This is a genomic window from Thalassobaculum salexigens DSM 19539 (genome assembly GCF_000423805.1).
Taxonomy (GTDB): Bacteria; Pseudomonadota; Alphaproteobacteria; order Thalassobaculales; family Thalassobaculaceae; genus Thalassobaculum; species Thalassobaculum litoreum.
This window is the reverse complement of the sequence record NZ_KE384095.1, coordinates 211,498-234,371: the sequence shown is the minus strand read 5'-3', so window position 1 is coordinate 234,371 and position 22,874 is coordinate 211,498. Positions and strand designations below refer to the sequence as shown.

Sequence of the window (22,874 nt, the reverse complement as noted above, 5' to 3'; positions counted from 1 at the left end):
CCGCTCACGCAGCCGAGCGGATCACCGCCAGGAACCGCTCTCCGAACTTTTCCAGCTTGGCCTGCCCGACCCCGTGGATGCCGGCGAAATCCTCCAGCGAGGACGGCCGGCGCTCCGCCAGCTCGATCAGCGAGCGGTCGTGCAGGACGGTATAGGCGGGGAGCGACAGCTCGCGTGCGATGTCGCGCCGCTCCTCCTTCAAGGCCCGCAACAGGTCGGCATTCTCCGGCGACACGGTGGCGGCGGCCTGCCCGCTGCTGCGGCTGGTCTTGGTCCGCTTGGCGGTGTCGCGGCGCAGGGTGACCCCGGCCTCGCCCTTGAGAACCGCGCGGCCGGTCTCGCCGACCGTCAGCCCGCCGAACCCGGCGGTGTCGATGGCGACGATGCCGCAGGCGACGAGCTGGCGGATCACCGAGCGCCAGCCGTTGCGATCGAACTCGGCGCCCACACCGAAGGTCGGCAGGGAATCGTGGCCGTGGCGCTGCACCGCCTCGGTCTTGCCGCCGACCAGCACATCGACGATATGGCCGGCGCCGAAGCGTTGGCCGGTGCGCAGGATGGCGGACAGCACCTTCTGCGCCGGGACCAGCCCGTCCAGGGTCTCCGGCGGCTCGCGGCAGGTGTCGCAGTTGCCGCAGGGCTGGGCCAGCGGCTCGCCCAGGGCGGCGAGCAAGGCCTGGCGGCGGCAGCCGGCGGTCTCGCAGATGCCGAGCAGAGTGTTCAGTCGGCGGTGCTCGATCCGGCGCTGGTCCTCGCTGGCGCCGCTCTCGTCGACGAAGCGGCGGCGCTGGGCGATGTCGGCCAGGCCGTAGAGCATCTGCACCGTCGCCGGCAGGCCGTCGCGTCCGGCGCGGCCGATCTCCTGGTAGTACGCCTCCACCGAACCCGGCACGTCGGTGTGGAAGACGAAGCGGACGTCCGGCTTGTCGATGCCCATGCCGAAGGCGATGGTGGCGCAGACCACCAGCCCGTCCTCGGTTACGAACCGGTCCTGGTTGGCCGAGCGCACTTCCGGGTCGAGCCCGGCATGGTAAGGCACGGCCGGGATGCCCTGGCGGCACAGGGCGGCCGCCGTCTCCTCCACCGCCCGGCGCGACAGGCAGTAGACGATGCCGCTCTCGCCCTTTCGGTCTTCCAGAAAGGCCAGGAGCTGCTTCACCGGGCTGCGCTTCTCGGCGATGCGCAGGTCGAGATTGGGCCGGTCGAAGCCGAAGACGAATTCCCGGGCGTCGCCGCCGCACAGCCGATCGACGATGTCGCGCCGGGTGGCGGCGTCGGCGGTGGCGGTGAAGGCGGCGGTCGGCACGCCCAGCCGCTCGCGCACCCGCGCCAGGGTCAGGTAGTCCGGGCGGAAGGCATGGCCCCACTGGCTGATGCAGTGCGCCTCGTCCACCACCAGGCGGGTGACGCCGATATCCGACAGGTCGTCCAGGATGCCGTCCAGGGCGAGCCGTTCCGGCGCGATGTAGAGCAGCCGCAGCTCGCCGGAGCGGGCCTGGCGCCAGATGTCGCCGTTGGTGCCCGGCGCGTTGCCGGAATGCATGGCGGCGGCGCAGACCCCCTGCAGCCGCAGCGAGCGGACCTGATCCTCCATCAGCGCGATCAGCGGGGAGACGACGACGGTCAGGCCGCCATCCATGACGGCGGGCAGCTGGAAGCAGAGCGATTTGCCGGCGCCCGTGGGCATGACGGCGAGGGTGTCGCGGCCGGCCAGGATGCTGTCGATCACATCGCGCTGGCCGGGCCGGAACTCGGCGAAGCCGAACACGTCGTGCAGCGCCGTCTCCGGGCAGCGGCCGGGGAGTGCGGGCGAATCGTCGAGGGTATCGGGATGGGCGAGAGCCATGGCCTCAGAGGTAGCACTGTCGCGGGTGCGGGTCATGAGGCCTTGCCAGTCCGGCGGATCGCGGGGGTTGTGGGGCGTTGGCTATGGCACCGGCAGGGCGCGAATCGCCGTGTTCTCGGAGCGGGAGGCCGTCTCTCTCTCTCTCTCTCTCTCTCTCTCTCTCTCTCTCACCGTCATCCCGGGAGACCCCGGGCTCGACCCGGGGCTGTCCGGAATGACGATCCATGTTTTTGAGGCGGCTACCCCCGGCCGACGAACGGCATCTTGGTCGCCATCACGGTCAGGTTGAGGATGTTGGCCTCCGGCGGCAGGCTGGCCATGTGGACGATGGCGTTGGCCACATGGTCCACGTCCATCATCGCCTCCGGCTTGATCTCGCCGTTCGCCTGCTTCACGCCGGTCTTCATGCGCGCCGCCAGCTCGGTGAAGGCGTTGCCGACGTCGATCTGGCCGACCGCGATGTCGTATTTGCGGCCGTCGAGCGCCGCCGTCTTGGTCAGGCCGGAGACCGCGTGCTTGGTCGCGGTGTAGGGGATGCTGTCCGGCCGCGGCGCATGGGCCGAAATGGACCCGTTGTTGACGATGCGTCCGCCCATGGGCTCCTGCGCCTTCATCACCCGGAAGGCCTCGCGGATCACCCAGAAGCAGCCGGTCAGGTTCACGTCGACCACGTCGCGCCACTGGTCGTCGGACAGCTCCTCCAGCGGGATGCCCGGGGCGTTCATGCCGGCATTGTTGAAGATGAAGTCGACCCGGCCGAAGGCCTCCACGGTCTTGTCGAACAGCGCCTTCACCGCCGCCGGATCGGTCACGTCGGTCGGTACGGGCAGGGCGCGGTCGCCGTCGGCGCCGGCCTCCTTCTTGGTCTCCTCCAGCGCGTCGGCGCGGCGGCCCGCCAGGGCCACGCTCCAGCCGGCCTTCAGCAGGGCCAGCGCGCTGCGCTTGCCGATGCCGGAGCCGGCCCCCGTGACGATGGCCGATTTGATGGTGCTCATGGTGTTTTCCCTCCCGGATTGGATGTTTGCCGGGACGGTAGCACCGGGCTCCGCCCGGGCACAGACGCCAATATCGTGCCCCTCGGACCCGTGTCAGGGCGAGCACGGCGCAGCGTTCTTGCCGGTGACGGGCGCGGCGATATAGTTTGTCGGACTTGATTTTCTGAGGATCCGAATGCTCGTCACCTGCCCGAAATGTGAGCAGAAGTTCAAGGTGCCGGACTCCGCGCTCGGCACCAAGGGCCGCAAGCTCAAATGCAGCAGCTGCGAGCACAAGTGGCACCAGATGCCGGTCGGCGCCGAAGACGGGGAGCCGGAGGCGCCGCCCGTCGCCAAGAAGAAGAAAAAGGCCCCGCCGCCGGAGCCGGTCGCCGAGGAGCCGCTCGAGGAGGCGGTTGGCCAAGACCAGATGGGCGAGGAGATCGACCCGCCGCCGCTGGGTGACGTGTCGCGCTTCCGGGCCGTGCGCGGGACAGAGGACGAGAAGCCGTCGCGGCCGTATATCCTCTACGGCCTGCTGTTCCTCGCAGTGGCGATCCCGGCCGGTCTGTTCGCCGCCCGCACGTCCCTGGTCCATGCTTGGCCGGCGAGCGCGCTGCTCTACGAGAAGGTCGGCATGCCGGTGCCGGTGCCGGGCGAGGGACTGGTGCTGCAGAACGTCTATGTGGAACGCCGCCAGGAGGGCACCGTGGAGGTCCTGGTTGTCCATGGCGAGATCCGCAATCCGGGCGAACTGATGATGAGCCTGCCGGCGCTGCGGGCCACGGTGTTCGCCGAGGGCGGGCAGACCCTGGCGAGCTGGCTGTTCACCACGGAATCCTACCAGCTCCTGCCGGGCGAGAAGACGGCGTTCGTCTCCGAATTCGCCAATACGGCGCCGGGGGCGGCCAAGGTCAACGTCACCTTCACCGACGCGCGCCCGGAGGCCGGGCTCGGCTATTGAGCGGGCCGGGGCGGGACGGCGATCTGGGACCCTGTCCGCTCTGCGGCCGGCCGATGGTCGCGGGGCCGAGCGTCGATCGCCATCACTGGGTGCCGAAAAGCAAGGGCGGCCGCGCGGCCGAGCCGATGCACACGGTTTGCCACCGCAAGATCCACAGCGTGCTGGACGAGCGGACCCTGGCGCGGGACTACGACACGCCGGAGAAGCTGCGCGCCCATCCGGAGATCGCCCGGTTCCTGGTCTGGCTGCGCGGCAAACCCCCGACCTTCACCAGCCGCCACCGTACGGCGCGGAAGCGGCGGTGAGGGTCTCGCAACCACATCCCTCTTTCACTCCCCGGATTTATTCCGGGGCCTACGCCAGGGTCAGCGCCAACGCCGAACCGCTAGGCACGACGATCCGTAGGCCCCGGAATAAATCCGGGGAGTGCGTTTGGTTGGTAGGTGGCGAGCCCGCAGCTGCCCCGCCCTCAATACAGGTTGTTCTTCTCCGACTCCGCGATGCGCTTGTCGGCGGCGGCCACGTCGACGGAGGCGTCCTCCACCTGGTCGGCGATCATCTGGCCGAGAGAGGGAAGCACCTTGCGCTCCACCCTGTAGTCGTCTTCCCAAAGCTTGGAGCGCACCAGCGCCTTGGCGCAGTGCAGGTACATCTCCGAGACCTCGACCAGAATGCCGGTCTTCGGCAGCCGGTCGCGCACCGCGAACTGGGTCAGCAGACCGGTGTCGGCGATCACCCGGGCGCGGCCGTTGATCCGCAGGGTCTCGTTGACGCCCGGGATCATGAACAGGATGCCCACGCCGGGGTTCACCGTCAGGTTGCCCAGGGTGTCGATCCGGTTGTTGCCCGGCCGGTCGGGGATCAGGATCGTCCGGTCGTCCAGCACCGCGACGAAGCCCGGCGCATCGCCCTTCGGCGAGACATCGCCCAGGCCGTCCGGGCCCTGGGTCGAAATCACCAGGAACGGGCACAGTTCCAGGAACCTCTTGGCATGCTTGTCGAGATAGGTGAGCTGCTTCTTGGCAGCAAGCTCGCCCGGCATGCCGTAGATCTCGCGCAGAGCGGCCTCGCTCTCCAGAACATCCGTCGCGCCCGTCTCTCTGATATTGGCCGTATCCATGGTAGGAACTCCGGGTTCGCGCCGGCTTCGCGGGAGCCGGCGACTCGGCTAGACTCGGTTTGCTGGCCGGGACGCTAGCAGACCTGAAAACGTGGGGCCATGGGCATATGCCAACGGAACTGACCCAGACGCGTCGCCTGACACGGGTCATGGAAGGGGTTCTCGCCAGCTTCGACTACGAGGGTTTGCTCGCCCTGGTGGTGGAGCCGGACGACGACAACCGCGCCCTGCTGTGCCGCGCCCTGGTCGATCTCGGCTTCCCGCCGCCGCTGGACGCCCACAACGCGGCCACTGCCCTCTACGCGGCGGAGGAGATCACCCCCGACCTGCTGATCCTGGACGCCCGGCTCGAGGGACCGGACGGGGCCGACGGGTTCGAGCTGTTGCAGCGGATCCGCGAGGATTCCACCACCCTGCCTGACGACATCCCGGTGATTTTGTTGGCCGGCGCGGTGAATGATTTCGCCGTGCAGGAGTCAAAGCGTCTGGAGGTCGATCTCCTCCTGACCAAGCCGGTGCCCGCAAAGCGCCTGCAGAACCGGGTGAATTCGCTGATGATGAAACGCTTCACGGACCGCGTCACATGGGGGAGCTGACGCCGCTGCCGGGCACGCCGGCGGCCGACGGGTACCGCATGCCGGGGGAATTCGAGGCCCATGCCGGGACCTGGATGCTGTGGCCGGAGCGCGGCGATACATGGCGCGACGACGCCGCGCCGGCCGAGCAGGCCTTCACCGCCGTCGCCGAGGCGATCGTCGCCGCGGAGCCCCTGACCGTCGCGGTCTCCGCGGCACGAAGGGCGCGGGCGCGCGCCGCCCTGCCGGCCGGGGTCACCCTGGTGGAGATGGAGAGCGACGACGCCTGGATGCGCGATGTCGGGCCGACGGTCGTGGTCGACGCCGCCGGCGACCGGCGGGCGGTCGACTGGACCTTCAACGCCTGGGGCGGCGACGTGCACGGGCTCTATCCGGACTGGCGGGCCGACGATGCGGTGGCGGCGAAGGTCGCCGCGCTGGAAGGGATGGAGCGCTACCGCGCGCCGCTGATCCAGGAGGGCGGAGGCCTCCATACCGACGGCAAGGGCACGGTCTTCGTCACCGAGGAATGCGTGCTCAGCACCGGCCGCAATGCCGGGCTCGGCCGCCGGACCTGCGAGGAGATGCTGAAGGCCTATACCGGCGCCAAGCAGGTCGTGTGGCTGCCGCGCGGGGTGTTCGCCGACGAGACCACCGGCCACGTGGACAACCTGCTGCATGTGGCCGGGCCGAACCTGATCCTGCTGACCTGGACCGACGATCCGTGGGACCCGCAGCATGTGCGCTCCGCCGAGGCGCTGGCCGTGCTGGAGCGGGTTCACGACCTGTACGATCAGCCGTTCCGCATCCTCAAGCTGCCCATGCCCGGTCCGCTGCACATGAGCGACCGAGAGGCCGGCGGCGTGGTGGCCGCACCCGGCGGCAAGCCGCGCGAGGCCGGCGACCGGCTGGCCGGCTCCTACGCCAATTTCTACCTGGTGGAGGGGCGGGTGCTGGTGCCGCTGCTCGACCCGCGCACCGACGACGATGCCTGCCGGATCATCGCCGACGCGCTGCCGGACCGCGAGGTGGTCGGGATACCGGCCCGCGAGATCCTGCTCGGCGGCGGCAATATCCACTGCATCACGCAGCAGATTCCGGCGGGGCAGACTCTGGCGGGAAAGCCGCAATAAAGTCGTGAGCACGCCACGAGTTTGCACTATCTTCCGCGCCACCGAGTTCCCTTGATCCTACGTCCCAAGCGCAGATCGCTGCCAGGAGCCCCCCGCATGGCCCCCGATTCCGTGTCCAACCGTCCCAATGTCCTCATCAAGCGCGGCCGCAAGTTCCTGAACACGCCGGGCCCGACCAACGTGCCGCAGCGCGTGCAGAACGCCATGCACCGCGACACCATGGACCTGAACGATCCGGAGTTCGTCGACGCCGCCGTCGAATCCTTCGAGGGGCTGCGCAAGGTCTTCAAGACCGAGGGCGAGATCTTCACCTACATCGCCAACGGGCACGGGGCCTGGGAAGCCGCCCTGGTCAACACCCTGAAGCCGGGCGACGTCGCCCTGGTGCCGGAAACCGGCCACTTCTCCGGAAGCTGGACCGACATGGCCGAGGCGCTGGGCATCGTGATCCAGACCGTGCCGGGAAGCTGGCGCGAGGCGATGGATCCGGCCGCTGTCGGCAAGGCGCTGTCGGAGGACAAGGAGGGCCGGATCAAGGCCGTGCTCGTGGTCCATACCGACACCGCCACCTCGATCACCAGCGACGTGCCGGCGGTGCGCAAGGCGATGAACGAGAGCGGCCACGACGCCCTGCTGATGGTGGACACCATCGCCTCCCTGGGCACCACCGATTTCCGCATGGACGAGTGGGGCGCGGACGTCGCCATCGCCGCCTCGCAGAAGGGTCTGATGATGCCGCCGGGCCTGGGCTTCTGCGCCGCCAACGAGAAGGCGATCGCCGTGCACAAGGCGAACGCCAACCCGCGCCGCTACTGGGATTGGACGCCGCGCATGTCCGGCGCCGGCTACCGCACCTTCTGCGGCACCTCCCCGCAGCTGCAGATCTTCGGCCTGCGCGAGGGGCTGCGCACCCTGTTCGAGGAAGGGCTGGAGCGCTGCTTCGAGCGGCACCGGGTGCTGTCCCAGGCGACCCACAAGGCGGTGGAGGTCTGGGGCACGGCCGGCGCGCTGGAGCTGAACGCCCTGGTGCCCGAGCAGCGCTCGGTCGGCGTGACCGCGATCCGCACGGCGGACGGCGTCGACGCGAACCGGATCCGCGAGGTCTGCCGCGACGAGATGATGGTCGGCATCGGCGGTGGTCTCGGCGATCTCGGCGGCAAGGCGTTCCGCATCGGCCATATGGGCGACATGAACGCGCCGATGCTCTACGCCGCCCTGGCGTCGGTGGAGTCGACGCTCGACTATCTCGACGTGCCCTACAAGCCGGGCGGCGTCACCGCGGCCATCGAGCACGTGACGGCTTACAAGAAGGCCAACGGCCCGACCACGTTCTGATCGGGGTCTTGGGTGATTTGGGTTCGGGGCTGAGCGGAGTTTTGGGCTGATGAACCGGCCGGTGCTGTTCGTCTGTCTGATCGCCGGGATCGTGCTCGGGACGGCGGCCGGCGTGGTGGTGGGGAGTCTGACCGGAACGCTGGCCTTCGGCATCCCCCTGGGCGGTGCGCTCGGCACCGCGCTTGGGCTCGGGATCGGCGCGGCCCTGGTGGTGCGGCAGAAGCGCTGAAGAGGTTCGCCCTCCCGCCTTTACAGAACACTTCCCGGAGTCATTCCGGGGCAATCCCATGTGTAGACCCCTGAAAAAATCCGGGGAGTGAGAAAAAGGGGAGTGCTAAACACCCGCCGCCCGCGCCTTCTCCCCGAGCATGGCCGACACCGTGTCCAGCACCGGGGTGGCGATGCCGGCGGCGCGGCCGTAGTCCTGGATGATCCGCACGATCCCGTCGATCTCCATCGGCCGGCCCAGGTCCCAGTCCTGCAGCATCGAGGAGCGGTGCAGCGAGCGCTTGGACGGATCCGACTGGCCGGCCTCGTCGATGCTGACCTCGATGCCGTGGGAGGCGGCGACCGCCTGGGCCTCGCGCATGATGGCGAGCGTGACCGCCAGGGTCTCCGGGTTCTCCGCCAGACCGCGCTCGGTCGAGCCGGTCAGCACGCCCAGCGGCGAGCGCGAGGCGTTGATCAGCAGCTTGGCCCAGATCGCCCGCCGGATCGCCGTCGTCACCGGCGCGCCCATGGCCGCGTCCTCGATAACCTTGGCGATCGCCGTGACCCGGGCGCTCTCCGAATTGTCCGGCTCGCCGAGGGTGAAGATGCCCGGCCGCGGACCGACATGGCGCACCGATCCCGGCTCCACCACGGTGGCCGGGCAGTCGATCATGCAGCCGATGGCGCGCTGCGGGCCGATGCCGTTCCAGATCGCGGCACCCGGGTCGAGCCGCTCGATCGGCCCACCGCTGCCGCCGTCGCGCTTGTACTCGTACCACCAGGGAATGCCGTTCATGGCGCAGACCACGGGCGTGTCGGCGCCGAGCATCGGCTGGATCGCCTCGGCGATGGCCGGCAGGGCGGGGCCCTTGGCGGTCACGACGATGACGTCGACCGTGCCCAGATCCGCGGCCCTGTCGCTGGCGGTCACCCGGGAGGTCCAGGTTTCGCCCCGGGTCTCCACCGTGATGCCCTTTTCGCGCATCGCCGCCAGATGCGGGCCGCGCGCCAGAACCGCCACGTCCGTTCCGGCCCGGGCCAGATGCCCGGCCATGAAGCCGCCGACGGCTCCCGCTCCGATGATGCCGATCCGCATGCGTCCGATCTCCAGATGGATTGTTCAGGCCAGGAAGCCGGTATAGCGTCGAACCCTGTGCCTGTGACCCCACGGAGTGAGCCCGTGACATTTTCCCTGACCGCCCGCTGCGAGATCACCGGCGCCTTCGGCATGGTGGTCAGTTCCTCCTCGACCGCCGTGGCGGCCCGCTGCGCCTTCGCTCGGGCCGGAGTCGGGGCGGTGGCGACCCAGAACATCACCGACCCGCGGATCGGCCCGCGCGGCCTCGACCTGCTGGAGACCGGCCTGCCGGCCCGCACGGTGCTCGAGCGCATCGTCGAGAGCACCGAGCACATCGCCTATCGGCAGATCGCCCTGATCGACAGCCAGGGCGGCACGGCGGCCTATAGCGGCGCGAACACCCTCGGCACCTACGCCTCCGCCGAGGGCCGCGGCTGCGTGGCCGCCGGGAACATGCTGGCCGGCGAAGGCGTGGTCGCCACCATGGTGGACGCCTTCGAGTCCCGGTCCGGGCGCTCTTTCGGCAAGCGGCTGATCCGGTCGCTGCAGGCCGGGCTGGCGGCCGGCGGCGAGGCGGGGCCGGTGCATTCCGCCGGGCTGCTGATCCAGGCCGAGGTCTCCTGGCCGGTGGCGGACCTGCGGGTCGACTATTCGAACACGCCGATCGCGGACCTGACGGCCCTATGGGAGCTGTGGAAGCCGGACATGGACAGCTACGTCACCCGCGCGCTCGACCCTTCCAAGGCTCCGAGCTACGGCGTTCCCGGCGATCCGTAAGTCGGTGTTCTGCAAAAGCGATTTGACGCTATTGACAATCACTCGCAAGAGCGACAGCTTACCTCAAAATCGAGGGAACGCTCATGTACGTGTGCATCTGCAACGCTCTGAACACCCGGACCGTGACTCAGGCCATCGATGACGGCGCCGCGACGGTCGGGCAGGTCTACAAGGCCTGCGGGGCGGTTCCCCAATGCGGCAAGTGCAAGTGCACCATCCGCGAGATGCTGGATGAGCGTTGCCCGCAGCATATGACCGGTGCCCAGGGGACCGGATCGCTTCCGGGCCTGCCCGCCGACCCGCTTCCGGCCTTCAACGCCGCCTGAGGGCGCGTCTAGCCGCCCGCCAGAGCCCGTCGGGGCAACCCGGCATGGGCCGCATCCATGAAATCGCGGAAGATCTCCGCCGGCAGTCCGCCGCCGGTCACCTTCTTCATCGCCGTCCCGTCGTCGTTGCCGACCCAGACGACGGTGACGAGGTCGGCCGTGTAGCCGGCGAACCAGGCGTCGCGGTAGTTCTGGCTGGTGCCGGTCTTGCCGGCGACCGGGCGGTCCAGCGCCGCCTTGTGGCCGGTGCCGCGGGCGACCGTCTCCATCAGCATATCGGTCAGGGTGGCCGCCGCCCGGTCGGAGATCTGCGCCGGCAGGCCCGAGCTCGACAGCCGGTACAGGGTCGCCCCGCCGCGCGCCTTGATCTCCTCGATCCCGTGCGGCGTGACCGGCCGGCCGCCATTGGCGAAGGTCGCGTAGATGCCGGCCACGTCGAGCGGGCTCATCTCGTCCACGCCCAGACCGAGGCTGGGGCCGTGGGTCAGCTCCTCGGAGAAGCCGAGCCGGCGGGCGACGTCGCGCACACTGCGCCGTCCGACCTCCTCCTGCAGGCGGATGGTGGCGGCGTTGCGGCTCTCCGCCAGCGCCTCTGTCAGGGTGATCACCCCGTCGTACTTGCCGTCGAAGTTCCCCGGCGACCAGCCGGCGATGGCGATCGGCGTGTCGTTGATCAGGTCGGTGGGCCGCCAGCCCGCCTCCAGGGCGGCGAGGAAGACCACCGGCTTGAACAGCGAGCCCGGCTGCCGCAGCGCCTGGACGGCGCGGTTGAACTGGCTGGCCTGGAAATCGGCGCCGCCGACCATGGCGCGCACCGCCCCGGTGCGGGGATCGAGGGCGACCAGGGCGGCCTGTCCGGCGCCCATGGCCCGGCCCTTCTCCAGACCGGCGCCGACGGCCTGTTCGGCCAGGGTCTGCAGCCGCAGGTCCAGGGTGGTGGTCACCGACATGTCGTCGGAGCGGGCGCCGACGAAGCTGGGCACCTGATCGTAGATCCAGTCGGAGAAATAGCGGTGACCGGCGCCGCGGCCGACCGGACCGCGCAACTGGTAGGGATTGGCGGCGATCTGGCGCGCGGTCGCCGGATCGATGTAGCCGATATCTGCCATGGCGCCGAGCACCACGGCGGTACGCTGCTTGGCCAGCGCGGGATCGGCGGCGGGGCTGTAGCGCGACGGGCCCTTCAGCATGCCGGCCAGCAGGGCCGCCTCGCCCAGGGACAGGTCGCGCGCGCTCTTGGAGAAATACTTCCGGGCGGCGGCGTCCACCCCATAGGCGCCGGCGCCGAAATACACCCGGTTCAGGTAGATCGACAGGATCTCGTCCTTGGTGAACTCGCTCTCCAGCCAGAAGGCCAGCAGCAGTTCCCGAATCTTGCGCGACAGGCTGCGGTCGTGGCTCAGGAAGACGTTCTTGGCGAGCTGCTGGGTCAGGGTGCTGCCGCCCTGCACCACCCGGCCGGCCCAGATGTTGACCGCCATCGCCCGGGCCAGACCGATCGGATCGACGCCGAAATGATAGGGGAAGCGCCGGTCCTCGATGGCGATGACGGCGGCGGGCAGGTGCGGCGACATCTCTGCGACGGTGACCGGCTCGCCGTGCAGCGGGCCGTAGGACGCGAACAGCGCGCCTTCGGACGCCGTCATCCGCACCGAGCCCGGCCGGGTGTAGCGGTCGAGGTCGTGAATGTCGGGCAGCTGGAAGGCGTGCCAGACCAGCAGGCCGGCCACCAGTACCGCGCCCCAGAACGCGGCCAGGAAGCCCCATTTCAGCAGCGGACGGAGCAGCCGTCTCAGCGGCGAGCGCTGGCGACCGCCGCCACGACGGGTGGAGGCGCGGCCCGACCCGCGCGGCCGCCGCGCGCCCGACTTTGCGCCCGATTTGCCCGCAGCGGCCTTCGGCGCGGCCTTGCTCTTGCGCGGCGCGCCGAAACCCGGTTCGGCACGGCTGCCGGCCGCCGCCTTGGCGCCGGATCGCGTCCTGGTCTTGCGTGTCGGCTTCGACGCGCTGGAAGAGGATCGGGCCATCGTCGATTCCAGTTTATGTTCACAGTGAAGATAGCCGATGAACTAACTGGAATGTAGAGAAAAGTCCGTCACTCGTTCGACACGGAGCTCGGGGGGAACCGCAGGATCACCCGGGTGCCGGCATTCACCGCGCTCTCGATCGCCAGCCGGCCGCCATGGAGCTGCATCATCCGCGCGACCAGAGGCAGGCCCAGTCCCGCGCCGGCGAGACGGCGGGTGGTGGGGTCGCCGGTGCGGCCGAACGGCTCCAGGGCGATGGCAATGTCGGAGGCCGGGATCCCCACGCCGGTATCGGCGACGACGATCTCGAGCCAACCGTCGGGCCGCCGATGCCCGTCGATCCGAATCGACCCGCCCGCTTCGGTGTATTTCAGGGCGTTGGACAGCAGGTTCATCAGCATCTGACGGTAGCGCCGTGGGTCGACTTTCAGCATCGGCGTGTCGGCGCCCAGCCCGAATTCCAGGGACAGGCGCTGCTTGGTCGCCGGGTCCCGCATCATCTCCAACACCGTGCGGGTGGTGGCGGCGGTGTCGATCCATTCCGGCGTCACCTCCATCCGGCCCGCTTCGATGCGTGACAGGTCCAGGATGTCGTTCACCAGGGTGAGCAGCTGGGTGCCGCTCTCGTGGATCGCGTCGGCGTAGCTGGAGATCTGCGCCGGTTTCACATCGTCCTGGTGGGTGTCGACCTGGCGCTGGATCAGTTCGGAGAAGCCGAGCACCGAGTTCAGCGGCGTGCGCAGCTCATGGCTCACCAGGGCCAGGAACTCGGACTTCGCCCGGGCGGCGCGCTCGGCCTCCTCCAGGGCGGCGGCGACCTGACGGCGCGACTGCTCGACCCGGGCGGTGGCGGCCGAGGCCTCGGAGGTTCGCGTCTCCAGTTCCCGGGTGCGCTCGCCGACCCGCGTCTCCAGATCGGCGTTCAGGACAGAGAGCGCGTCTCGGCTGCGGCGGAGCTGGCCGATCATGTCGTTGAAGGCGGTGCGCAGGGTCTCGATTTCGGTACCGGCCGCCGCCTTCGCCGTCGCCGGGTCGAATTCGACCGGTTCCAGCTTGTCGAAGCCGGTGCGGCGGGTCGCCTCCACCAGACTGTACAGCGGCCGCACCAGGATCGAGCGACTCACCCGGTCGAAGATGAACCACAGGATCGCGGTCTTGAGCAGGGCGGCGATCACCAGCAGGGCGATGTGCCAGCGCAACCGCTCCAGGATCACCAGCTCGCTCGAGAACAGCGTCACGTAGCCGACGCGCGTGCTGCCGACGGCATGGCTGTAATCGACCGGGAAGGACACCGCGAGCCCCTGGCCCGGCAGAGCCTGCGCGCCGGGTGCCTCGCCGACCCCGGCACTGCCCTCGGGCAGGTCCCCGGCACGCGTGAACTCGCCCGCCTGGTTGTGGTCGAGCACGCGGATGCCGACGATCTCGGGCAGGTCGGCGGCGGCCACCGCGATCTTGGCCACCTCGTCGAGGTCCAGGGACCAGAGCGGGCCGGCCAGGGTGCGCTCCAGCGTGCGCTGGTGAAGGGTCAGTTCCCGCTCCAGGTCGGCGCGGGCGGAGAAGTAGGTTTCCGCGACCAGAGCCCCGGTGATCAGCGTCGCGGCCACCAGGTAGAGCAGGAAGGCGGTGCGGAACAGGCGCCCCGTCACGGTCGACCGGCCGGCCGGGGGCGGCGTCGGCTGCGTGTCCCGCGTCGGGCCCTGCTGCGCCGCCGTCACCGGGACGGAGCTCCCGCGGCATAGGCGGCGGCGCGAGCCTGGAACGCGGGATCGGCATTGATCGCGGCGATGGTCTCGAACACAGCCTCAGCCAGCGCCGGATCGCGCTCGACGAAGGCGTGGGACAGCAGCAGGTAATAGGGTTTGGCGATCAGCGGCGGCTCAAGCTTCACCACATCGCCATAGGCGGCCGGGTCCGAGGCGATGGCCGCGGCCGCCATGTTCTCCAGTTCGGCATAGGCGGCGATCCGCCCGGCGACGAGCTTGTTCAGGTTGATCCCCTGGATCTTCCCGGTCTCCACCTTCACGCCCCGGCTCTCCAGGTCGCCGACAATGGAGTAGCCGGCGGTCGCACCCACGGCCTTGTCGCCGAGACCGGCGATCGTCTCGCCGTCCCAGCGTACCGGCGAGCCCCGCAGCACGTGCAGGAAATAGGCCTGGGTGAAGATCGCCCGCGATGGGTCGGGCATGCCGTCCTCTAGCGTCGGATAGACGCCGATCCGCTCGCGCTCCTTCTTGTAGCTGGCGTGAAAGATGCCGTCGGCCTCGCCGGTCTCCAGCAGATAGAGCCCGCGGTTCCACGGAAACCGGCGGATCGCCAGGTTGACCTCGAGTCGGGCGCCGAGGTCGCGCAGCAGCTCCAGGGTCAGGCCGGGCCGGTCCCAGTTGATCGCCGTTCCGGTGCCGAGATAGCGCGGCGGATTGGCCTGGGTCTCGTAGACGAAGCTCAGGGTCGGCCGCCCCTCGAACCGCGCCGGCGGCTCGGCCCATGCCGGTCCGGCCGCGCCGACCATCGCCGTCAGCGCGGACATCAGGATTGCGATCATCCGGTATCGGGTCACAGCGACTCCCCAGGCCGTATGCTTCGAACAAGCATATCGGATCACTCAGGTCCAGCCGATCTGCAGATGTGTCACACGGCCTCGGTCGCCGCTTTTTTGTCTCCACCGGCATCCTGTCGGCATATCTTACGCGCCGATTGCGTCGAGGTTTTGGCGGCGATACTGTGGCTGTCGTGATGCCATTCGGTCTCCAGACAGGTTGGCGGTACCGGAGATGGCTGCAGAAGTGAATGCGTTGCGCGAGACACTGGCTTCCGGAGCCAGTCGCATCTTCAATGTCGCCGCGATCACCCACAAGCTCGAGACCGATGCCGGCGGCGCGGCCGACCAGTATCTCTTCGGCCATCGCGGCCTGAACGACAGCGTCTTCATCAAGCGCCCCAAGGATGCCGCCGCACCGGTCCGGACCGGAACCTCCGGCACCGCCGAGATCCTGGAGAACGGCCAGCTCAGAACCATCACCTTCGACATGACGGCGCGGGTGGAGAAGGGCGACATCGCCACCTTCCTCTACATTCCCTTCGACATCGAGGCGATCGCCGGCGGCGGCAACAGCCTGGACCTGAGCGTGGCCCGCGGCCGGACCGAAGCGCTGTACAATCTCACGGGATTCCGCTGGGAGGACGAGGGCCGGGCGATCGCCCGGGACCGTCGTCTGATCGAACTGATCGAGGAGCTTCCCTCGCTCGATCCCTTCCTGCTGCGGGACCGGCTGGAGACCGACGGGATCAAGGCGCCGGAGGCCTATTTCGAGATCTCCGACAGCGAGTTCCAGGAGATCAAGAAATACATTCTGAACAAGTTCGAGCCGATCACCACCCGGGTGGTCGACCCCACCTCGCCGAAGGCGGCGGAGATCACCGAGCAGTTCATCATGAAGCTGTGGGAGGGCAAGGATCTCGACTACCTGGCGCCGATCACCCAGGTGTTCCGCATCAACCCCGAACAGGCGGGCGAGATCTACTACTCCTGGAAGGGCGTGACCTATTACGAGTTCCAGTACAAGCGCGGCCAGCGCACCCTGTTGGGCTTCGCCGACTGGCTGCATACCAAGGGAGCCGTGCCGTCCCACTACGTCAAATCGGAGATCCGCCAGGAGCTGGAGGAGAAGGTCCGTCAGGTGACGACAGCCTTCGCCCGGCACCTGAAGAACAGCTCGGAGATCCTGCGGATCTACAACCAGGCCTATGAGGACCTGTTCGTGCGCGGCGGCGATGCCCGGCCCTTCATCGAGTTCCTGAAGGATTCCAGCACCCTGTTCTGGGACATCGCGGCATCCATTTCGGCGATGAACCACGGCGTGGCCGTGTGGCGCCAGCACACCGCCAAGAGCCGCGACGGCAAGCTGGCCGCCGACGACCTCACCAAGCTTCTCAGCCTGCTCGACCGGGTGATCGTGTAGAGCCGTGAATCGTCCTCTACCTCATTCTAGAGATAGGAGGGCGGGCTAAAGATAGGGCGGGCGCAGCTCAGCCGGTCTCGGCCAGATGGTTGCCGATGATGTAGCCGAAGGTCATGGCCGGCCCCAGGGTGATGCCGCCGCCCGGATAATTGCCGCCCATGATCGAGGCGTTGTCGTTGCCGACGGCGTAGAGGCCGGGGATCGGTCGGCCGTCCGCGCCGAGGGCCTGGGCGTTGGCGTCGGTCCGGATGCCGGCGAAGGTGCCGAGATCGCCGACCACCACCTCCACCGCGTAGAACGGCGGCGTGTTCAGCGGATGCACGCAGGGGTTCGGCTGGATCTCCGGGTCGCCCTGGAAGCGGTTATAGGCCGTGGAGCCCTTGGCGAAATCCGGGTCGTCGCCGCCGGGGCCGAAGGTGTTGAAGCGGGTCACGGTCCGCTCGAAGGTCTCCGGATCGACCCCGATGGCGCGGGCCAGCTCGACCAGGGAGCGCCCGCGCTTCAGGTAGCCGGAGTTCAGATACGGGGTAAGCGGCAGCGGGAACGGCTTGGCGAAGCCGAGGCCGTATTTGCGGATCGCCCGGTGGTCGATGATCAGCCAGCCGCGCGCCTCGCCGGGCTCCCCGGCGCAGGCCGTCACCAGGGCCTGGACGAAGTCGTGATAGGAATTGCCCTCGTTCACGAACCGCTTGCCGTTCGGCGCCACCGCGATCACCCCCGGCTTCGCGCGGTCGATGAAATGCGGGAAGACGCCGACGGACCCGTCCGGCCAGGGCACCTTGGAGACCGGGACCCAGGCCGCCGCGTTCGGCAGGCTCTCGTCCAGTGCCGCGCCCGCGGTCTCCGCCAGCCGCAGCCCGTCGCCGGTATTGCCGGGCGGCGCGGGGGAGTGGTGCTCGGCGCCGCTGGGCGCGTGGGGGAACAGCCGCTTGCGGCGCTCCAGGTCCTGCGGGAAGCCGCCGGAGGCCAGCACCACCCCGCGGCGGGCGGCGATCGTGACCCGCTTGCCCTCGCGCTCGATCACGGCACCGGTCACCGCCCCGTCGGCATCCCTGACCAGGTCGACCGCCGGCGCCGACGTCCACAGCCGGACCCCCCGGTCGAAGGCGGACTTGGCCAGCCGTCCCGCCAGCGCGTTGCCGTTTGTCAGCCGCATGGAGCGGCCCTTGGTGGCGACATCGACGGCATGGCTGACCAGGCGCCGGCCGACGAAGGCGGCGGAGGTCAGGGACTTGGTCACGTTGAAGAAATGCAGCAGCTCCTTGCCCGAGCCGATCATCATGCCGAGAAAGGTGATCTCCTTCAGCGGCGGGCGCAGGCGCTTCACCTCGTCGCCGAGCTGGCGGCCGTCATAGGGCGCTGCGCAGATCGACCGGCCGCCGTCGGACCCGCCCGGCGCGGTCGGGTGATAGTCGGAGAAGGCGGTACCGCTCACGAAGGCGACGTCGGTCTCGGCCTCGAAGAAATCGACCATCTTCGGGCCGTTCTCCAGAAAGGCGTCGACCCGGGCCGGGTCGAAATGGTTGCCGGCCTCGTGCTGCAGGTAGGTGCGGGCGGCCTCCAGGGTGTCCTGGATGCCCTCGCGCGCCGAGGGGCCGTTGCAGGGGATCCACAGCCAGCCGCCGGACCGCGCGGTGGTGCCGCCGAAGACCGGCTCCTTCTCCACCACCAGCACGCTGAGCCCACGATGGGCGGCGGTGACGGCCGCCGACAGCCCGCCGGCGCCGGAACCCACCACCAGCACATCGACGGTCTCGGCGGCGGGCGACGCGGCCGCAGCGGGGGAGGTGGGGGAGGAGGCGGGCTTGGCGTCGGGTGCCGACCCTGGCGCGGACTCGGAAGTCATGGTGGTGTTTCCCCGTTCGGTCGTTTGGCGATTTTTATTGAGGAAAAGAGTGCGACAGCCACCGCAACACGGCAACCCGCGGCGAGCGCCGCGCCGGCATGCGGAACCTGTCAGGCTTCTCTTGCCTTACGCCCTCAGTGCCAGTAGGTTCCGCCCGAGCCGCACCCGTAGCTCAGCTGGATAGAGTGCTGCCCTCCGAAGGCAGAGGTCACAGGTTCGAATCCTGTCGGGTGCGCCAATCTTTTCAAGCACTTAGAGCGGTTATCGGAAAAGCTTTGGGCAGCCAGATGCCCAAAACTGCCCAAACCGCACCGCGTCGACTGCCCAATTGCCCTCCGATAGATTCGGCATAATGGCGAGATGGACGGTCGGAAAATCGGCCATCAGCTTGAAGACGGGATAGCCGAGACGACGGGTTCACGGACCCGATCATGTTGTGACGTGCCTGCTACCTTGATCTCATTGTTGTGCATATGAGGGGCAACGGGGTGGCCTTCGACACCCTCATCGTGATCATCTGCTGTCGTTCTCGCGCCGTTGTCGGGAACGGAAACGGCCCCATGGAGCTGTCGCTCAGGGGCCGTGTTCCATTTCAGAATATGCGTGACGACGAGAAATGCAGATTCGTCGAGCTCTTAGGTAGCTCGTGATGCTGACGATGGCCGATCATCGGCGGTAACGTCGAAGCTGTATCCCCGCCGAACCGTATCGTCCGTTCGGATGTAGTATTTCTTCGTGACCTGCGACCCGATTGCATGTCCCAAGTCCCGCTGTAGCACATGCTCGGGAACGCCCGCCTCCGCTTGCCGAGTGGCGAAAAACTGCCGAAGCATCTGGGATGTCACAGGTTGCTTCAACCCTGCCCGCCGACTCGCGGTTGCCAGCATTTTCTTGATTCCGGTCCGGAGCTTTGTGCGATCTTTGTTGCTGGGAAACACCAACGTGTCACTCCGTCGGACGCCATGCAACTTGGACAGGTCCGCCAGCAAACTCGTCGACGGAAAGACGCGTCGATTGGATGTCGAGGTCTTCGGTTGGAAGGTTCGTCGGAATCCGATCTGAATCGTCTCCGTCTCGAAATCGATATCATCCCAGATCAGGTTGAAGGCCTCACCTTGGCGTAGGCCGTTCTGTGCCAGCAGGCGGACTAGAATTTGGTCTTCAAAGGTCGGTAAATGGGAAACGAGCCTAGAAACCTCAGCCGCCTTCAACACGAACCCGGTGGAGTAATCTCGCTCTTCAAGCTTGGCCCACTCCGGCATTTGGTCGAGGGCACCGGCTTTGAGGCCGTACTTGAGAACCTTCATCAAAGACCGGAGGTCGCTGTTGATTGTGGCTGGCTGAACACCGTCGTTCCGGCGGGCCGCTTGGAACCGAATGATGTCTTCCGAGGTGATCGTGTGGATGTCCACGTCCCCGAAAAAATGGATGCACGACTTGAGACGATGAAGGTCAGTCTTCAGTGAGATTTCTGCCTTATGGCCTGCCGCTACCCGGTCCTGCTCGAAGCCATGCCACCTGTCTATAGCCTCTCTAAGGGACATGAGAACAAGGCTCTGGTCGGCTAGCTGTCTGTCAGGTGCTCTCAGGCCCTGGTCAATTTTCTTGGCTGCACGAGTCGCGTCCGCCTTGCTGCTGAAGAAGTGGCGATGCCTCTTCCCCGACACCGACGCCGGAATCTCAAGCTTCCAGCTTCCTGCCTGTTTTCCTGACTTGACCAATGAAATGGAAAATCCACCTGCACGCATCAGCATGACGCACGCCCTCCCTTGGAAGAGACACGCCGAGTGTGTTGGCGGGTGCCCTCGAGAAGACGGTCGATTGTGCGGTCTACATCGATGTGATTGCCGGGCCGCTTGATCCGGCGACGACGGATGTAGCGGACGAGGTCTTCCGCCATGAAGAGGTTCTTCCGGCCAGGCCCCTCGTAGCGGGGTAGTTCGTCGCAATCGATTCGGCGAAGAGTGTCGACCGAACAATGCAGCATCGACGCCGCTTGCTCGATGTTCAGGATTCCGGTGAAGAGGACCGACAACTCCGGGTTTGGACCGGAAACCGCAACTGCGGCTGGACGAAACCCGTCCGCTATCGGTTGGATATCTGTGGGGAGTGGTCCTGTCATAATGAGTGTTCCTTATGTGTTACGTTGGTGCCCGATTGAGCGAGCACAGAAGTAACATCCAACGGCAAAATCGTCAACTAAGTTATTGTTTTTAAAGGATAAACCTATTGGTGTATCGAAAAACGAGAAATCCTATATATTTCATAATCTTAAGCTGACTTAGGCAAGATTCATTGTCGAACAAAATGAATAACAACCAATTGAAATATATATTGTTTTCTATGCCGGCCAACAATATTTTCTGGATTATTTTTTCAACTTAAAGAGGTCAATCGAATCAGTCGATGCGCTATACTGAATGCCAATTGGTTCCAGTCCCTGTTTTGGAACTACGCGTTGGAGAGCACGTACACCACTTTGCCAACTATAGCCTCGACTTGATCCCCAAACGCCTCCAACGAAACGATCAGTGATCCGTGCTCCCGCGCGATCAGTCTGCCTGCCGAAATCTCACGTCTCATCGAAGTATCGAACAGCACCAGCGTGCCCTTCTTGAGGCCTTTGGACGCGCGCTCGTTGATCACCGTCGTGGTCGCGAGTTCCGCATCTTCTCGTCCGAGCAGTGCGTAGTCGATGTTGTAGGCGACGAGCCTGGATGGATCGATGGTGAGGACACTGTCCGGGTTATCCGGATCGAAACCGTCCGGATCGAGCGGATCATAGTGGGGAATTCGGACCAGTTTTCGGCTTCTGATGCGGAAGCGTCGACCCTTGATCGGGATCGGTGGTCTGTCGAAGAGCGTCGGTGTTTCGGTCTTGCTCGGACGACCGCTGTTGGTGCGAACCGCGATACCGGTCAGCAGCCAATTGATGTCCACGTTCTGCCGTGCGTACGCCTCCAGGATTTTGGCTCCGGGCAATGACAGCCCACGCTCGCCGTCCTGAAGCGTGCGGTAGGGGATTCCGAGACGTTCGGCGAGATCGGCCTGGGTAAGACCCAGTCTGTGTCTCGCTTCCCTCAGCCTCTCAGCCAGGCCCTGCATGCGGACACACTCCGCCCAGCCCATCAGACTGGACAAAATACGATCTATCGTGTACTAGATCGTCATTGCTTCAATAGCGGGGATGATACACGAATGAACGTTCTTGGCAAAGAACAAAGTTTCCCCGCTTGGGATGCCATCCGGATCAAAGGCGAGCTTCAGCGTCGCGGCCTGTCCCTGGCCGAACTGTCGCGTCGTCACGGCTACCACGCGAACTCGGCTGCTCGGGCGTTGCGGGTCTCCTGGCCGGAGATGGAACGCATCATCGCCGACGCCCTGGACGAGAAGCCGGAGACGCTGTGGCCGGATCGGTATGTTGACGGCGTTCCCCGCAAATACCTGCCTCGCAAGCAGGCTGGAGGCTGAGCCTTCTTCTGATTCCTGGCGTCGTCCTGATGCCGGTCCTTCCTGTCCATCACCAACCGAACAGGCTTCGCCAGAGTGCATTGGCGAGGTCCAAACAGTCGCCATCACACCCGGAGGAAATGCATGCACGGAGAATCGTTGAAATCGATCTTGGGCGTTGGTGTCGTCGCCATCGGAATGATGGCGTTGGCAGGATGTCAGACCACGGGCCAAAATACGGCGAACAGCGGATCGACTGCGTCGTCTTCGCCTGTCGCGGCCAAGCAGACTGCGAAGGCCGAACTGCCGTACACGAAGACCGATGTCTCGTATGTCGGCTACGACATGGACTTCATGCGGGACGTGTACCAGCGCACGTGGAAGCGCGTCTCACACACCCTGACCGGCGCCCTTTACCTGCCGAAAACACCCGGTAAACATCCGGTCGTGGTGGTACAGCATGGCTCGGGTCAGCCGGATCATCCGAACTATCAGGCCTGGAAGGACGATCTCCGCGACGCGCTCCTGATCAAGGGTATCGGCACCTTCTTTGCCGACAGTTATTCCGGTCGTGGGATCGACGAGACCACCGGGAACCAGGGTCAGCTATCCCGAGCTTCGCGTGTCGTCGATACGTTGATGGCACTCGATGCCCTCGCCAAGCGTCCGGATGTGGATGGATCGAAGATCGGCGTCACCGGGTTCTCGTTCGGCGGCACGGTGTCGAACCTGACGGCGAACGAAACCTTCGTGTCGAAGGTGCTGCCGGGTGGACCGAGATTCGCCGCCCACGTGCCGATCTATGCCGGATGCGGGTCGAAGTTCGAAAACCACGTGGCGACCGGTGCACCGGTGCTGATGCTGCTCGGTGGCGCCGACGACTACACCAGTCCAGCCTCCTGTGTGACCAATGCCGAGGATATGCGGAACAACGGGGCCTCGGTTGAGATCGTGCAGTACGAGGGCGCGTATCACGGGTTCATCAGCGACAAGCCGGTCTACTGGAACGAGAAGGCTTGGCAGTTCGACCAGTGCCCACAGCAGGTGATCGGTGACGACGGCGAAGAGCGTGCCGGTGAGTTCGCCTCGGTCGGCAAATCCTGGACCGAGTTCGTCGGATCGATGGTGAAGGGGTGTGCCAAGCGTGGCGCTCACATCGGCCGCAACGATCAAGCGGCGACGGATAGTTTGCGTCGGACGGCCGGGTTCTTCGCCACCCATCTTGGGAACTGACACGCGCTATGGCGGACACCG

General features: G+C 66.8%; 22 protein-coding genes and 1 tRNA gene. 12 read left to right on the top strand and 11 right to left on the bottom strand.

Going from position 1 to position 22,874, the window contains the following annotated elements; genetic code table 11:
* Nucleotides 1-4: 4 nt before the first annotated feature.
* Together recQ and G578_RS0121475 are read right to left on the bottom strand one after the other, a co-directional pair.
* Nucleotides 5-1,882, bottom strand: coding sequence for a DNA helicase RecQ (recQ, locus tag G578_RS0121480; protein ID WP_245565670.1), 1,878 nt, complete (start codon nt 1,880-1,882; stop codon nt 5-7).
* Between the two features lie 203 nt (nt 1,883-2,085).
* Nucleotides 2,086-2,841, bottom strand: coding sequence for an SDR family oxidoreductase (locus tag G578_RS0121475; RefSeq protein WP_028795976.1), 756 nt, complete (start codon nt 2,839-2,841; stop codon nt 2,086-2,088).
* Nucleotides 2,842-3,016: 175 nt separating this feature from the next.
* Between G578_RS0121475 and G578_RS0121470 the strand changes: the two genes are divergently transcribed.
* Both G578_RS0121470 and G578_RS0121465 read left to right on the top strand, forming a co-directional pair.
* Nucleotides 3,017-3,784: a DUF3426 domain-containing protein gene (locus tag G578_RS0121470; RefSeq protein WP_028795975.1), complete on the top strand. Its 768-nt coding sequence runs from the start codon at nt 3,017-3,019 to the stop codon at nt 3,782-3,784.
* Between the two features lie 89 nt (nt 3,785-3,873).
* Nucleotides 3,874-4,089 (top strand): HNH endonuclease, encoded by a 216-nt coding sequence (locus G578_RS0121465; protein WP_245565669.1) that lies wholly within the window; start codon nt 3,874-3,876, stop codon nt 4,087-4,089.
* A 164-nt stretch (nt 4,090-4,253) separates the two neighbouring features.
* On the opposite strand, the gene G578_RS0121460 is transcribed toward G578_RS0121465, so the two are convergent.
* Entirely contained in the window at nt 4,254-4,904 is a 651-nt protein-coding gene (locus G578_RS0121460; RefSeq protein WP_028795973.1) for a pyridoxamine 5'-phosphate oxidase family protein, read from the bottom strand.
* A 107-nt stretch (nt 4,905-5,011) separates the two neighbouring features.
* Here G578_RS0121460 and G578_RS0121455 point away from each other — a divergent pair, with 107 nt between their 5' ends.
* The 4 genes from G578_RS0121455 (at nt 5,012) to G578_RS27600 (ending at nt 8,176) form a co-directional block, all read left to right on the top strand.
* Entirely contained in the window at nt 5,012-5,500 is a 489-nt protein-coding gene (locus G578_RS0121455) for a response regulator transcription factor (protein ID WP_084619104.1), read from the top strand.
* Nucleotides 5,488-6,612 (top strand): agmatine deiminase, encoded by a 1,125-nt coding sequence (aguA, locus tag G578_RS0121450; RefSeq protein ID WP_028795971.1) that lies wholly within the window; start codon nt 5,488-5,490, stop codon nt 6,610-6,612. The genes G578_RS0121455 and aguA overlap by 13 nt, the downstream gene beginning before the upstream one ends.
* 96 nt (nt 6,613-6,708) lie before the next feature.
* On the top strand, nt 6,709-7,947 hold the full coding sequence (locus G578_RS0121445) for a pyridoxal-phosphate-dependent aminotransferase family protein (protein WP_028795970.1): 1,239 nt from the start codon (nt 6,709-6,711) through the stop codon (nt 7,945-7,947).
* A 49-nt stretch (nt 7,948-7,996) separates the two neighbouring features.
* Nucleotides 7,997-8,176: a hypothetical protein gene (locus G578_RS27600; RefSeq protein WP_038015639.1), complete on the top strand. Its 180-nt coding sequence runs from the start codon at nt 7,997-7,999 to the stop codon at nt 8,174-8,176.
* A gap of 105 nt (nt 8,177-8,281) precedes the next feature.
* Here G578_RS27600 and G578_RS0121435 read toward each other — a convergent pair whose 3' ends face one another.
* Entirely contained in the window at nt 8,282-9,253 is a 972-nt protein-coding gene (locus tag G578_RS0121435; protein WP_028795969.1) for a ketopantoate reductase family protein, read from the bottom strand.
* A gap of 84 nt (nt 9,254-9,337) precedes the next feature.
* Between G578_RS0121435 and G578_RS0121430 the strand changes: the two genes are divergently transcribed.
* Nucleotides 9,338-10,012 carry a DUF1028 domain-containing protein gene (locus G578_RS0121430; RefSeq protein ID WP_028795968.1) on the top strand — a complete coding sequence of 225 codons (675 nt, stop codon included), beginning with the start codon at nt 9,338-9,340 and terminating at the stop codon, nt 10,010-10,012.
* Between the two features lie 83 nt (nt 10,013-10,095).
* Entirely contained in the window at nt 10,096-10,338 is a 243-nt protein-coding gene (locus tag G578_RS0121425) for a (2Fe-2S)-binding protein (protein ID WP_028795967.1), read from the top strand.
* A gap of 8 nt (nt 10,339-10,346) precedes the next feature.
* On the opposite strand, the gene G578_RS27595 is transcribed toward G578_RS0121425, so the two are convergent.
* The 3 genes from G578_RS27595 to G578_RS0121410 form a co-directional block, all read right to left on the bottom strand.
* A complete protein-coding gene (locus tag G578_RS27595; RefSeq protein ID WP_211228988.1) occupies nt 10,347-12,365 on the bottom strand; it encodes a transglycosylase domain-containing protein in 2,019 nt (672 codons plus the stop codon).
* Nucleotides 12,366-12,433: 68 nt separating this feature from the next.
* Nucleotides 12,434-14,080, bottom strand: a complete 1,647-nt coding sequence (locus tag G578_RS28775) for a sensor histidine kinase (protein WP_051245138.1) — start codon at nt 14,078-14,080, stop codon at nt 12,434-12,436.
* A complete protein-coding gene (locus G578_RS0121410; RefSeq protein WP_028795966.1) occupies nt 14,077-14,907 on the bottom strand; it encodes a substrate-binding periplasmic protein in 831 nt (276 codons plus the stop codon). Before G578_RS0121410 ends, G578_RS28775 begins: the two co-directional genes overlap by 4 nt.
* 229 nt (nt 14,908-15,136) lie before the next feature.
* On the opposite strand from G578_RS0121410, the gene G578_RS0121405 reads away from it, so the two are divergent.
* Nucleotides 15,137-16,324: a hypothetical protein gene (locus tag G578_RS0121405; RefSeq protein WP_156907431.1), complete on the top strand. Its 1,188-nt coding sequence runs from the start codon at nt 15,137-15,139 to the stop codon at nt 16,322-16,324.
* Nucleotides 16,325-16,391: 67 nt separating this feature from the next.
* On the opposite strand, the gene G578_RS27585 is transcribed toward G578_RS0121405, so the two are convergent.
* Complete coding sequence (locus G578_RS27585) at nt 16,392-18,170, bottom strand: FAD-dependent oxidoreductase (RefSeq protein ID WP_084619103.1); 1,779 nt, start codon at nt 18,168-18,170, stop codon at nt 16,392-16,394.
* Nucleotides 18,171-18,331: 161 nt separating this feature from the next.
* Between G578_RS27585 and G578_RS0121395 the strand changes: the two genes are divergently transcribed.
* A tRNA-Arg gene (locus tag G578_RS0121395) sits at nt 18,332-18,408 on the top strand.
* Nucleotides 18,409-18,805: 397 nt separating this feature from the next.
* Here the strand turns inward: G578_RS0121395 and G578_RS0121390 are convergent.
* The 3 genes from G578_RS0121390 to G578_RS28770 all read right to left on the bottom strand — a co-directional run bounded on the left by G578_RS0121390 (nt 18,806) and on the right by G578_RS28770 (nt 21,275).
* A complete protein-coding gene (locus tag G578_RS0121390; RefSeq protein WP_028795964.1) occupies nt 18,806-19,924 on the bottom strand; it encodes a tyrosine-type recombinase/integrase in 1,119 nt (372 codons plus the stop codon).
* The gene (locus G578_RS30420) at nt 19,918-20,292 is read right to left on the bottom strand and encodes a helix-turn-helix domain-containing protein (RefSeq protein WP_156907430.1); all 375 of its coding nucleotides are present in this window, start codon (nt 20,290-20,292) and stop codon (nt 19,918-19,920) included. Before G578_RS30420 ends, G578_RS0121390 begins: the two co-directional genes overlap by 7 nt.
* Nucleotides 20,293-20,621: 329 nt before the next feature.
* Entirely contained in the window at nt 20,622-21,275 is a 654-nt protein-coding gene (locus G578_RS28770) for a helix-turn-helix domain-containing protein (protein ID WP_169400898.1), read from the bottom strand.
* A gap of 93 nt (nt 21,276-21,368) precedes the next feature.
* On the opposite strand from G578_RS28770, the gene G578_RS0121375 reads away from it, so the two are divergent.
* Complete coding sequence (locus tag G578_RS0121375) at nt 21,369-21,641, top strand: helix-turn-helix domain-containing protein (RefSeq protein ID WP_084619102.1); 273 nt, start codon at nt 21,369-21,371, stop codon at nt 21,639-21,641.
* Nucleotides 21,642-21,764: 123 nt separating this feature from the next.
* Nucleotides 21,765-22,853 (top strand): dienelactone hydrolase family protein, encoded by a 1,089-nt coding sequence (locus G578_RS0121370; RefSeq protein ID WP_028795962.1) that lies wholly within the window; start codon nt 21,765-21,767, stop codon nt 22,851-22,853.
* Nucleotides 22,854-22,874: the final 21 nt, after the last annotated feature.